Genomic DNA, 12,413 nt, shown 5'->3' on the forward strand with positions numbered 1-12,413 from the left:
TGTCCTCCGTCAGTTGGCCGCGGCCAGCAGGCTGCGCCGGAACGCGTCCTTGTCGCCGATCTCGGGCAGGCCGTACTCCTCGACGAGCTCGCTCATGGAACTCGGCAGGATGCCGCCGCTGGCCGCGGTCACCTCGCTGACATCGCCGAGGACCTGCACGAACCGCCGTGAGGACGGCGGCAGCGCGTTCAGTTCCGCCTCATCGAGGTCGGCGGGATGAACGATGCGGGGGATCCGGATCCGGCGGCCCGTCGACCGGGCATGCTCGATGAGGAGCTCGACGGCCTCGTCGACGGTCATCGCCGCTTTGCCGTAGGTCAGCCAGAACTGGCGCCCCACGTCGTCCCGGCGGATCGCCTCCGCCACCGCCTTGGCGCACAGATCCTGTGCGACGACGTCGATGAGGTTGCCCGGGTGCGCCGGGAACACTTCGGCGCGACCCCGGCCCACCCAGTCGGCGACCAGCTGGACGATCTGTGGCTTGCTGGTCCAACCGGTCGTCGAGTGGCCGATCAGGTTGGTCGGCCGGTACACGCTGTGCGGTACACCGGACTCCGCGAGCAGCAGCTCGGATGCCCGTTTCGACAGCACGTAGTTCGTGGTCACGTTGTCGGGGCGCAGCCGCACGGGCGCCTCGCCGGCCAGCGCGGCGACGAACGCCGTACTGATGTAGTGGACGGAGGCCCCGGCGACCCGCGCGAAGTCGATGACGTGCCTGGTGCCGGCGATGTTGACGCCCTCGTAGTCCTCGGCCGGCCGTCCCCACTCGGTGAGCGCCGCGGAGTGGATGACGGTACCCACGCGGCGCGTCAGGGACTCGTACACCTCCGGTGGCAGGCCGAAGCTCGGACGGGAGATGTCACCTGTCACCACCTCCGGCCCGGCGGCGGGCAGCCGGCCGCGCCGCAGCAGGCAGATCACCGGTCGGCCGGTCAGTTCGGCCAGCAGGGCCTGCCCGACCACCCCGGCGGCTCCCGTGAGCAGGATGGCTCGCGCGGTCATCTGTTCGCTTCCCTCCACTCGATCAGCCGGCTCATCGCCCGTACACCGACGAAGGCGAGCGGCTCCGGCGGGAAGCGGGGCTCCCGGCCGTTGACGAAGAACAGGTTGGTGAAGTCGGAGTCCTTCTCCAGCACGAGGTCGCGCAGCACCTTGCCGCCCAGGTGGCTGGCGGCGATGCCGTTACCGCAGTAGCCGTAGCCGTGGTAGAGGCCCGGCTGGCGACTGCCGAAGTGCGGGACGAGGTCCCGGGTGATGTCGACACAACCGCCGTACGTGTGGCTGAACCGCACGTCGGACCACATCGGGAAGTACCGCGCGAACGACGCCCGCAGATCGGCGAAGACCGCAGCGTCGCTTGCCCGCCGCGCACCCATGTCACGGCGGAGGTGGTACCGGGCCGGGCCACCGGCCCACATGACGCGGTTGTCGGCGGTGAACCGACCACAGTTGAGGAACGTCCGGGTCTCCACCAGGCCTTCGCGCCGCGGCCAGTGCACCCTGGCCCGTTGCTCGTCGGTCAACGGCTCGCTGACCATGGCGTAGCTCCACACCGGGAGGACCTGACGGCCGTACCCGGGGAGCCGGTGCTGTGCCGCGCTGGTGGCGAGCACGACCTTCGCGGCGTCGACCCGGCCGTGCGGCGTGCGGACCCGCCAGCCGCCGGCCGCGGGCTCCACCGCGTCGGCAGGCGTCTGTTCGTACACGGTGACGCCCATGGCGCGTACCGTCGCGTACAGACCACGGGCCAGTTTGAACGGGTTGACGATCGCGCCTCCGGTGAGCACGGCGGCCTGGATCGCCGGCGACCCGATGTGGTCCCGCGCCGCCGCGGCGTCGAGCACTGTCATCTCGAACCGGGGGCCGAGCCGCGCGGCCAGGGCCTGGCCCTCCTTGAGCCGATCGACCTGGGCCCGGTTCACGGCCACCATGAGGTAGTTGTTCGCCTCGTAGTCGGCGTTGACGCTGTGGCGGCGCAGGAACCGCCCGATGTCGAGGATCGACCGGCCGATGGCGTCGCAGGCCGCGGCGGCCCGCTCCGTCCCGTGCAGGCGGACGATCTGTTCGAGGTCCTTGCCGATCGTCGGCGTGACGAAGCCGTCGGCCGTGCCCGATGCCGCACCACCCACCAGGTCGCGTTCGACCACGCAGACGTTCAGTGCCGGAGCCTCCTGTTTGAGGAGGTACGCAGTCCACAACCCGGTGAAGCCGCCGCCGACGATGCACACGTCCGCGGTCGTCGTGCCCTCCAGCGGCGCGGCGGGGGCGTCCGTGGTGCCGTCCTGCCAGAAGATCGGGCTGCGGCGCGGCGTCGAAGTCCTCGTGGCCATCACACCGCCTCGTAGACCACTCGGGCCAGGCCCAGGTGCCGGCGCTGGAACTGTTCGGCGGCCGCGCTCAGGTAGCGCTCGTAGTCCGCCACCACCTCGGGCCCGACGATCGCGATCGCCTCACTACGGTTGCGCTTCAGCCGGCGCAGCCATTCCTGAAGGGTCGACACGTAGTGATCCGGATCGTTGCGCACGGAGACCACCTCGAACAGGTTTTCGCTGGCCTCCACCAGTTCCGTCATGGTTGGCAGGACCGACTCCGGGAAGATCGTCTCGATGATGAACATCATGTCCCGGACCGTCTGCCGGTCCATCCGGTTGTTGTTGCCCTTGACGTTGGTCTGCAGGGCCAGCCGGTTGCCGGGCTGGCGCATCGACTCGCGGCAGAACTCGAAGAACGACCGGTAGGCGCGCATCCGCTCGACCCGGGGCAGGTCGAACCGCGCGAAGTGCTCGAACGCGCCGATGGACACGATGGCGTCGTACGGCGCGTCCGGACGGTGATCGATCCAGTTCTCGACGCGGACGTCGAGGCCCGGCGGCTGCGCCTGGTCGCGTACCCACTCGGCCTGGGAAGGGCTCAGCGTCAGGCCGATCGGCTGCCGCACGCCGTATCCGTACCCCGCCCGGCGCAGCGCACTGCCCCAGCCGCAGCCCACGTCCAGAAGTCGCTCCGCGATGCTGGCCTTGGCGCCGTTCAGCAGGTAGTCCAGCTTGCGCTGCTGGGCGCGCTCAAGGGTGTCGCCGGGTTCCCACAGGGCGCAGGTGTAGGTGCGGCTTTCGTCCAGCCACAGCCCGAAGAACTCGTTGGAGACGTCGTAGTGGTGGGTGATGGCCTTGGCGGTTGCTCCGAGGTAACCCGTCGTCATGACTGGGTTTCGGTCAGGGCGGTGCTGTTCGCCAGTTCGACGAGGTCGCCGATGGTGACGATGTCGGCTGCACGGCCGGCGTCGAACTCGATTCCCAGGCGGTCCTCGATGGTGAATACGATGTCCGCCGTCTGCAGACTTGAAAGGCCGATGTCGCGAAGTGAGGAATTAGCGTCGAGGCCGTGGTCGGCGTGGCTGCCGAGCTTCGCGTTGATCAGATCGACGACGTCCTGAACCGTAACCGACACAGTGGTCTCCCCAAATTCTGGTTTCAAACTGAATTAACTCACTCGATCCTGTGGTCAGAGCCTGACACGGAGGGCCGGGCGTGGGCAAGGCCGTATAGCTGCGGTTGCGGGAGTGGCCGGCCGCTAATTACGCGCTTGTCGCCATTCCCTTGTTTAGCCACCGTAAGCCGTTGCCTGATCTCGCCGCCCTGTGGTTACGTGGGCCGTTCAGCGAGCGTCGGGCTCAGGTGAGGGGTTTGAAATGGCATATCAGAAAATTGAATTAGCGGAGATCCCGGGCCTTATCCGGTGCGAGACGACCACTCGGGACGAGGGATTCGCCCTGGCCGCCGACATGACGCGTGCCGTCTATTCGCATGAGCAGATCTACGGCCAGTTCTGCACGCTTCAGGACTACATCGACGCGCCGATCGACGAGGTCTACGACTACCTGGCCGACATCCAGAACCTCAACGAGTGGACGTACAGCACCCGGGGGTTCGACGAGACGGACGAGGACGGGTTGTTCGTGGGAGTGGACACCCTGGTCGACGACACGAAGATCTACATGCGAGTGCAGGCTGACCCGCAGGCCCGTACGCTCGACTACCACTGCGCCTGGGACCAGGGCAAAGACCTCTGGATGGTCTATCTGATCAGGCTCATCGACGCGAATGTCGTTCTCAACCGGCCGGGAACGGTCCTGGTGTGGACGAACTGCCACCACCCCAACTACGACAAGAACCCGTACCCCGAACTCTCGCCGAGCCCCAACCGGACCTGGGTCGGTGACATGTGGGGTCTCTTCTACGCCGGCCACGCGGTGGAGCTGGCCAATCTCAAGGCGATTCTGGAGCGGCGGCACGGGAGCGGGGCACGGCAGGTCGCCCAGTGACCACCACGCCGGTCAGTATCGTCGACATCGCCCGGTATCTCCCCGGCGAGCCGGTCGGCACCGAGTACTTCGCCGAGCGAATCGCTCCGGACAGCAGGCTGAACTGGGAAAATCCCATGTTCGTGCCGCCGAAGTCGCGACATCTCGTCGACCGGGACACCACTGCCGCGGACATGATCGAACGGGCGGCGGACACGCTCTTCGCCAGGTTGGGCGGGCAGGCCCGCCGGGACGTGGACATCGTCCTCACCAACGTGCTGTTGCCGGACATGCCGCACGCCGGTGCCGGCGCGACTGTGGCACACCGGCTCGGCGCGAGCCCGAGCTGGGTCCTGGACATCCACAACGCGGGCTGCGCGTCGTTCGTCGTGATGCTGCGGCTCGCCAAGATGCTCATCGAAACGACGCCGGCGCGCTCGGCTCTGCTCTGCAACGTGCAGAACTCTGCCGGACTGGTCTTCACCCAGCCGAACAACCTGCGCAATCCGCCGTCGGCCATCCCCGGCGACGGCGCCGCGGTGGCCTACGTGACCGCCTCTGCCGAGTCGCCGGTCCTCGATGTCGAGGTGGTGAACCGGCCGGAGGCGGCGCCGGACATGCAGATCGAGCGCGAGGACGGCAGCCTGTACTGGGAGCCGGGCGAGGCCGAACTGAACGTGAAGTTCACCGAGGCCAGCGTCGCGAAGATCATTTCGCGGGGCAACCGGCTCGTCCCCGAGGTCGTCGAAACGGTCTGCCAGCGGATCGGCGCCAAGCCCAGCGAGATCGACGTCCTCGTCACCAACCAGCCGAACCGGATGTTCCTCCGCAACTGGTCCGAGGCGCTGCAACTGCCACCTGGCCGGCACCTGGACACCTTCGACCGGTACGGCAACCTGTTCGGTGCCGGAGCGCCGATCACGCTGTCCCACGCGATCGAGGAGGACACGATCCCGGCCGGCGCGCTGGTCGTCGTGGCGGGCTTCGCCCATGCCGGAGACCTGGCCGCCGCCGCGGCCCTGCGGTGGAGGGCCGCGGCATGAGGACGATCGCCGGCGCGCTCATCGACGCCCTCGACGACCTGGGCGTACGGCACGTGTTCGGGGTCGGCGGGGCCAACATCGAGCACGTGTTCGACGCGTTGCACCAGCGGGGCGCCGGCCGAATCAGCTCGTTTCTGGCCAAGCGGGAGGACGGCGCGGCGTTCATGGCCGACGGGATCGCCCGGGCCTACGGCACGCTTGGTGTGTGCTGTTGCACGTCCGGTGGCGGCATGATGAATCTGGCTGTCGGCCTGGCCGAGGCGCACAACGACGGGATTCCGGTGCTCGCCCTGGTGGGGCAGTCGCCCGCCGTCTCCGACGGGCTCGGCGCCTTCCAGGAGTCCACCGGCCGGCCCGGTACGGTCGACGCGCACGGCCTGCTGCGGTCGATCACCAAGTACGCGGGCCGGATCACCGGCAGCGACGACTGCTGGGTGCAGTTGCGGGCGGCGCTGACCGCGGCCCTGTCCGGCCGGCCCGGCCCGGCGGCGCTCCTGGTGCCGCGGGACGTGTTCGCGGCGCCGGCCGGCCCGGCACCGGCGGACTGGCCGGCCGGGTTGTCGGAGTTCGTCGCGCGCCAGGACGTGCCCCCGGGGCCGTTGCGGGAGGTCTTCGACGCCTTGAGCCGGGCCGTCGCGCCGGTGCTGCTCCTCGGCCCGGAACTGCGCTCGTCGCCGGACGGGGACGCGGTGGTCGCCTTCGCTCGCCGGGCCCGTATTCCGGTGGCGACCTCGATGTCCAACCGTGGCGATGTCGACGAGGACGATCCGCTGTACCTCGGCGTCGTCGGCGTCGCCGGCCACCCGTCGGTGCACCGGTACCTGCTCGAACAGGCCGACCTCGTGGTGGCGGCCGGTTCGGACCTGGGTTTCCTGACCCGGGGCCCGATCCTCGACCTGAAGCCCGACCGCGTGGTGGTGATCGCTCACGACGGGTCGGTTGCCCGCCGGTCCGCTTCGGCGGACCTGGTTCTCGAGGCCGATGCCGGTCGGATGTTCCGGGCCCTCGGCGACCTGCTCACCGCTGAGCCCTTCCAAGCCCCACCGTTCGAGTACGAGCTGCGCCACTACACGCCGGAGCTGGAGGTGGAGAGCGTCGTGCCGGCGGAGGACTCCCTGCTGGCCAGCGAGGCGATCGACCTGCTCGGCGAGTACCTGCGGCCGGGTGACCGGGTGCTCACCGACGCGGGCAACTGCGGGGCGGCAGCCGCCCACCTGATGACGCTGCCGCCGGGAGGACGGGCGTTCACGGCCTTCGGCATGGGTGGGATGGGGTACACGGTGCCCGCCGCGATCGGCATGCAACTGGGTGCTCCGTCCGGACGCACCGTGGTCATGCTCGGCGACGGTGCCTTCCTCATGAACGGCCTGGAGATCCACACGGCAGTCGAGTTGGGCCTGCCGATCCTGTACGTCGTCTTCAACAACGCGGGACACGCCATGTGCGCGTCCCGGCAACGGCAGATGTTCGGTGGCCGGATCGAAGGCTCTCTCTACCACCCGGTGGACGTCGTCTCGGTGGCGCGCGGGCTGGGGCGGCCTGACGATCTCTGGGTAGGTTCCGCCGGGGCACTTCCTGAGCTGCGCGCACTGCTGGCGGACTACCACGCGGGCCATGACGATCGGCCCGGGGTGCTGGAGCTGCGGCTGCCTCGCGACGAGATTCCGCCCATGATGCCGTTCGTGGCCGCGGACGCCCCCACCCACGCGCTCACCGGGCGGCGGGTGCGTCCGGGAGACCGATCATGACAGCCGGCCGAGTGGTGATCGTCGGTGCGGGCCTCACCGGTCCGCTGCTCGGCATGCTCCTGGCGCGTCGTGGCTACGAGGTGGACATCATCGAGGGCCGACCCGACCTGCGGCTCGGCGGCGAGCGGACGCTGCGGTCGGTCAACCTGACCCTGTCGGAACGTGGCCTGCGTGCGCTGCGCGAAGTGGGACTCGAGCAGGAGGTGATCACCAAACTCGGGCAGCCCTTGCGCGCTCGTGCCGTACACCTCGCCAGCGGCGCGGTAAACCTGCTGCCCTACGGGCACAACGGAGAGCAGGTTCTCTACGCGGTGTCCCGCGCCGGGTTGTCCTCCCTGCTCGTCGACGCGGCGGAGAAGTGCCACGGCGTACGGTTTCACTTCGGCGTGAAATGTCTGGAGGTGGACCGGACGGCGCCCGCAGTGGTCGGGTTGGAGACCGCCACCGGCCGGCGTCGGCGCTTCACCGGTGATCTCGTCGTCGGCGCCGACGGCACCCATTCGACGGTCCGCCGGCACGTCCAGCACGGCGCGTTCGCCGACCTCCAGATGCACTACGTGCCCTGGCGGTACAAGGAGATCGTCATCAAGGGGGAACTCGACCCTACCGTGCTGCACGCGTGGCCGCGCGGGGACCGGATGATGTTCGCCCTGCCCAACGTGGACGGCACGTTCAACGGGGTGTGCGTGTTGCCGGCCGGCGAAGCCGACGGCTTCGACGCGCTGGACACGCCGGAGCGGATCCGTCGCTGCTTCGACGAGACCTTCGGCGATGTCTCCAGGCTCATTCCTGACCTGGAGGAACAGGTGTCCAGAAGCCCTGTCTCCGCGTTTCCGACCATGCTCACGTCGCAGTGGTACCACGGCGACACGGTGGTGCTGGTGGGCGATGCCTGCCACAGTGTCGTGCCGTTCTTCGGGCAGGGAATGAACGCCGGGTTCGAGGATTGCCTGGAGCTCAGCCGGTGCATCGCGGAAACCCCCGACCGGGCGACCGCGTTCGCCACCTACCAGCGCCGCAGGGAGCCGCAGAGCGCGATTCTGGCGAAGCTGTCCCTCGACAACTTCGCGGAGATGCGCGAGTCCGGTCCGCAGCACCGGGTAGCGGCCCGCAAGTATCTGCTGCATTGGCTGTACAGGCGGTCAGGTGGCCGGATTGTGCCCATATACACGATGATCGCTCACTCTGCCACGCCGTATATGGATTGCGTGGCACGCGCCGAGCAGCAGGACCGCCTGTTGCGCCGCTGTGGCGCGGATATCGCCGTTTCCCTGATAACGATGGCGGCCATGGCGCGCCGAGTATGGCAACGTGCCTGGCAAGGCGGCCGGGCCGAGAGAGCGGCGGCTCGCGCGGGCCGATGGTCGAGGGTTCCGCTCTGAGGCCGAGCCCGCCATATCCGCGCTTTCGGCTTGGTATCACTGCGGGAAGTCGTTACCGTGCCACCATTCAGGGTGGATTGATCGTTTCACGTGCCATCCGGAGGGGGCCCCGGAGGAGTCGACACTCTTGATCAAGAGAGGTGGGGGGACGCAACCCGGGGTGACTGGAACATGAAGTTGATCAATTCCAGTGCAGGTCGTGGAATTCTCAACGTGTAGAAGATAGCTCCAATCGGGGATGGGGATATCCATTGCAAATGGTTCGGGAACTCGACAAATTGGACCGCGATCCGAGGCTGGGGAACGTCTATCCCAACCTGGCTCTGAATGTGGAGACGATGCTGCGGCGACTGCACGGCCGGATCTCCGGCTGCTTCGCCCGAGCGGAACCGCGGGAACGAGCGTTGCAGTATCTCCTCGGCCTCGCCGGGGGATCCGGCGTCGATGCGGCCGGCCGGCGAAATGTCGCCAGCTACTCACGCGAGGCACGCGCGGACGGCGCACAGCGCCTGCTCACCACCGCGCAGTGGGACGACGCCGACGCGCGACGCAAGCTGCGCGAGGTCGTCCGGTCCAGCGTCGGAGCGGCGGGCTGCCTCTACGTCGTCGAGGCGACGTTTCCCAAGAAGGGCAATGCCCCGGCCGGGGTGGAATACCAGTACCGGCCCGAGAGCGGGCGGGCACAGAATTGCCAGTGTGCGCTGTTTCTGCTGCACGTCACGCCGGATATCCGATTGTTCATGCTGGACCTCGGTCTCTACCTGCCGCCCGCCTGGATCACCGACCGCGACCGACGCGCGCGCGGCCGGATCCCGGACGGCCTGACCTACCGGTCGAAATCAGCGATAGCTCGGGACCTGATCCTCTCTGCCATGGACAACGGTTTCCGGCCCGACCGGGTCTACCTGTCCCTGCACTGCAGGGACGACCGGGGCGTGCTGGAAGCGTTGCAGCAGCGTCAGATCCCGCACCTGACCGGCCTCAGCCTCGACGAACTGAGCAGGGTGGCCCGGATCGACGCGGGCCCGGCGACGCGCGACGACGCACGGCGTTCGGGTGACATCGCGCAGCGCGGCCGTGAAGCCCTCCCACGCGGCCCCGTCACCGTACGGTTCGCGCCGGTGAACAGCCGAGATGGCCGCGGTGCCAGCCCTTACCAAGCCAGGGCCGGCTACCCGATGTTCACCAACGACGTGGTCCGCAGCATCGCGGAGCGTCGCTACGTCGAGCGTCGCTGGAAGGACATCCGGAGCGACATCCGGATGGACCGGTACGAGGTGCGCAGCTGGCGTGGCTGGTACCGGCACATGACTTTCGCCATGACCGTGCAGCTGGCCAACGAGCTGACCCTGGCCGGTCCGGCTGACGGAGAACTCGGAGCCTGACGTGGACAACGACATGATCCTCAAGCTGGCGGCCGACAACGTCGAGTACGGCGATGTCGACCGTCTGGTGAACATCTACTGGGCACTGTCCAGCGCCCTGGTGCAGGGGGTAGCAGGGGACGTGGTGGAGGCCGGCTGCCATGCCGGCAACACAAGCGTCTTCCTGCAACGGCTCATCAAGGAGTTCGCTCCCGAGCGCGAGCTGCACCTCTACGACTCTTTCGAGGGCCTGCCGAAGCCGAGCGAACACGACACGTTCCTCACCGAGGGCGCGCTCAAGGTGGATCTCACCGACCTGAAGGCCACGTTCGCGAAGTGGGAGCTACCGCTCCCGAACGTCCACGCCGGGTGGTTCGACGAGACACTGCCCACCCAGCTGCCCGACCGGGTCTGCTTCGCCTATCTCGACGGCGACTACTACGACTCGATCCGGGTCAGTCTCGAGCACGTCTACCCGCGACTCAGCGACGGCGGCATCCTCATCGTCGACGACTACTGCGACAGCGGGCGCAATCCGCAGGCGTTCGACCGGTTCTCCGGCCCGAAGCGAGCGTGCGACGAGTTCTTCGCCGACAAGCCGGAGAAGGTGTCCGTGCTGGTCGGGTCGGGCGACCTCGCTTTCGGCTACATCCGTAAGGGCTGGGTGGCGCCCCCGGGGCACTGATCAGCCGACGCCATGCACAGGAACGGGGACGACAGTCTTGGGGCACTACCGCAGCAACGTACGGGACCTGGAGTTCAACCTCTTCGAGGTCTTCGACACCGGAATCGGCCGGGGGCCGTTCGCGCAGACGGACGCCGACACCGCACGGCGTCTCCTGCGGGAGACAGCGGCGCTGGCCTCCGGGGCAGTGGCCGACTGCTTCGCGGACGCCGATCGCAACCCACCGGTGTTCGACCCGCAGTCACACAGTGTGACGGTCACGCCCTCGCTGGCCCGGATGTACCGGCAGCTGTGGGCCGATGACTGGCACCGTCTCATGCTCCCCAGTGAGCTGGGCGGGTTCGGCGTGCCCCCCAGCGTCCAGTGGGCGGCGGTCGAGCTGCTGGTCAGCGCCAACCCGGCACTGCACCTGTACTTCAGCGCCGCGCCGAACTGCGCCGCCATCATCGACCGCACCGGCACCGAGGAGCAGCGGCGATGGGCGCGGTTCATGGTGGAGCGGGGCTGGAGCGCCACGATGGTGATCACCGAGCCCGACGCGGGGTCCGAGGTCGGTGCTGCCCGGACCCGGGCGATCCGGCAACCCGACGGTTCCTGGCACATCGACGGGGTGAAGCGCTTCATCACCGGTGGTGACCATGACATCACCGAGAACATCCTGCATCTCGTCCTGGCCCGGCCGGAGGGCCCCGGCATCACGTCACGGCCGGGAACGAAGGGGCTGAGTCTCTTCCTCGTGCCCAAGTTCCTCTTCGACCCGGAATCCGGCGTTCCTGGGGCGCGCAACGGTGTGTACGCGACAAACCTGGAGTCGAAGATGGGCATTCGCGGGTCCGCCACCTGCGAGTTGTCCTTCGGTCAACACGGCGTGCCGGCCCAGGGCTGGCTCCTCGGCGACGTGCACGAGGGCATCGCCCAGATGTTCCAGGTCATCTCGTGGGCCCGGATGACGGTCGGCATCAAGGCCATCGGCACGCTCTCCACCGGCCACCTGAACGCCGTCGAATACGCCAAGCAACGGGTGCAGGGCTCGGACCTGCGGCGGATCTTCGAGAAGGGTGCGCCGAGCATCCCCATCGTCGACCACCCGGAGGTACGCCGTTCGTTGCTGCTGCAGAAGGCGTACGCGGAGGGTCTGCGGGCGCTGTACCTGTACGCCGCCACGCTCCTGGACCAGGTGGAGGCGAACGAGGGTGACGTGCGGCTCGCCCGAAGCCTCAACGAGCTGCTGTTGCCGCTGGTGAAGGGTGTGGGCGCGGAACGGGCCGCGGAGCAACTGCAACACGCCCTGCAGATCTTCGGCGGCTCCGGCTTTCTGCAGGACTATCCGCTCGAACAGTACGTGCGGGACCAGCGGATCGACTCGCTCTATGAGGGCACGACCGCGATCCAGTCCATGGATCTGCTGTTCCGCAAGATCGTGCGGGACAACGCGCAGACGCTGACCGCGCTGATCAGCGACATCCGCGCCTTCAACAGCGGCGAGGCCGGCAACGGCAGGCTCAAGGAGGGGCGGAGCTTTCTGGGCGAGGCGGCCGACGACATCGAGGCCATGCTCGCCAAGCTGGCCGAGCGTCTCTTCGCCGTGCAGAGCGACCCGGACCAGATGCTGGCCGTCGGGGAGCACACAGTCCGGTTCATGATGAGCATCGGTGACCTGGTCATCGGCTGGTTGTTGCTGCGCCAGGCGGATGTCGCCATCGCCGCGCTGGATGCCGGGGCGTCGGGGCCGGACGCCGACTTCTATCGGGGGAAGGTCGCGGTGGCGACGTACTTCGCGACGACGGTGCTGCCCGAGCTGTCCGTGCGGCGCCGGCTGGTGGAGAACAGCGGCGGCACCCTGATGGCGATGAGTGCCGCGGAGCTCTGACGACCGTCCGCGACCGATCCG

Annotated in this window: 11 protein-coding genes; 7 read left to right on the plus strand and 4 right to left on the minus strand. The window is 68.3% G+C overall.

Translation table 11 applies throughout. From position 1 onward, the window contains the following. Positions 1-9: 9 nt before the first annotated feature. The 4 genes from ACGFIQ_RS30050 to ACGFIQ_RS30065 are packed head-to-tail and all read right to left on the minus strand — an operon-like array spanning position 10 to position 3,447. Positions 10-1,002 (minus strand): SDR family oxidoreductase, encoded by a 993-nt coding sequence (locus ACGFIQ_RS30050; RefSeq protein WP_393248861.1) that lies wholly within the window; start codon positions 1,000-1,002, stop codon positions 10-12. Beyond that, positions 999-2,330 (minus strand): NAD(P)/FAD-dependent oxidoreductase, encoded by a 1,332-nt coding sequence (locus ACGFIQ_RS30055; RefSeq protein WP_393248862.1) that lies wholly within the window; start codon positions 2,328-2,330, stop codon positions 999-1,001. Before ACGFIQ_RS30055 ends, ACGFIQ_RS30050 begins: the two co-directional genes overlap by 4 nt. Then, the gene (locus ACGFIQ_RS30060; RefSeq protein WP_393248863.1) at positions 2,330-3,199 is read right to left on the minus strand and encodes a class I SAM-dependent methyltransferase; all 870 of its coding nucleotides are present in this window, start codon (positions 3,197-3,199) and stop codon (positions 2,330-2,332) included. The genes ACGFIQ_RS30055 and ACGFIQ_RS30060 overlap by 1 nt, the downstream gene beginning before the upstream one ends. Beyond that, complete coding sequence (locus tag ACGFIQ_RS30065; protein ID WP_393248864.1) at positions 3,196-3,447, minus strand: acyl carrier protein; 252 nt, start codon at positions 3,445-3,447, stop codon at positions 3,196-3,198. The genes ACGFIQ_RS30060 and ACGFIQ_RS30065 overlap by 4 nt, the downstream gene beginning before the upstream one ends. Positions 3,448-3,781: 334 nt before the next feature. Here ACGFIQ_RS30065 and ACGFIQ_RS30070 point away from each other — a divergent pair, with 334 nt between their 5' ends. The 7 genes from ACGFIQ_RS30070 to ACGFIQ_RS30100 all read left to right on the plus strand — a co-directional run bounded on the left by ACGFIQ_RS30070 (position 3,782) and on the right by ACGFIQ_RS30100 (position 12,392). Beyond that, entirely contained in the window at positions 3,782-4,321 is a 540-nt protein-coding gene (locus tag ACGFIQ_RS30070; RefSeq protein WP_393248865.1) for an SRPBCC family protein, read from the plus strand. Continuing rightward, complete coding sequence (locus tag ACGFIQ_RS30075) at positions 4,318-5,343, plus strand: 3-oxoacyl-ACP synthase III family protein (protein ID WP_393248866.1); 1,026 nt, start codon at positions 4,318-4,320, stop codon at positions 5,341-5,343. Before ACGFIQ_RS30070 ends, ACGFIQ_RS30075 begins: the two co-directional genes overlap by 4 nt. Continuing rightward, positions 5,340-7,091 carry a thiamine pyrophosphate-binding protein gene (locus tag ACGFIQ_RS30080; RefSeq protein WP_393248867.1) on the plus strand — a complete coding sequence of 584 codons (1,752 nt, stop codon included), beginning with the start codon at positions 5,340-5,342 and terminating at the stop codon, positions 7,089-7,091. Before ACGFIQ_RS30075 ends, ACGFIQ_RS30080 begins: the two co-directional genes overlap by 4 nt. A gap of 11 nt (positions 7,092-7,102) precedes the next feature. Continuing rightward, on the plus strand, positions 7,103-8,473 hold the full coding sequence (locus tag ACGFIQ_RS30085) for an FAD-dependent oxidoreductase (protein WP_393248868.1): 1,371 nt from the start codon (positions 7,103-7,105) through the stop codon (positions 8,471-8,473). Between the two features lie 257 nt (positions 8,474-8,730). Beyond that, positions 8,731-9,858 (plus strand): transposase, encoded by a 1,128-nt coding sequence (locus tag ACGFIQ_RS30090; protein ID WP_393248869.1) that lies wholly within the window; start codon positions 8,731-8,733, stop codon positions 9,856-9,858. Between the two features lies 1 nt (position 9,859). Continuing rightward, entirely contained in the window at positions 9,860-10,522 is a 663-nt protein-coding gene (locus tag ACGFIQ_RS30095; RefSeq protein WP_393248870.1) for a TylF/MycF/NovP-related O-methyltransferase, read from the plus strand. 37 nt (positions 10,523-10,559) lie between these two features. Continuing rightward, entirely contained in the window at positions 10,560-12,392 is a 1,833-nt protein-coding gene (locus ACGFIQ_RS30100; RefSeq protein WP_393248871.1) for an acyl-CoA dehydrogenase, read from the plus strand. Positions 12,393-12,413: the final 21 nt, after the last annotated feature.

It is taken from the genome of Micromonospora sp. NPDC048898, from assembly GCF_043198035.1.
Taxonomy (GTDB): Bacteria; Actinomycetota; Actinomycetes; order Mycobacteriales; family Micromonosporaceae; genus Micromonospora.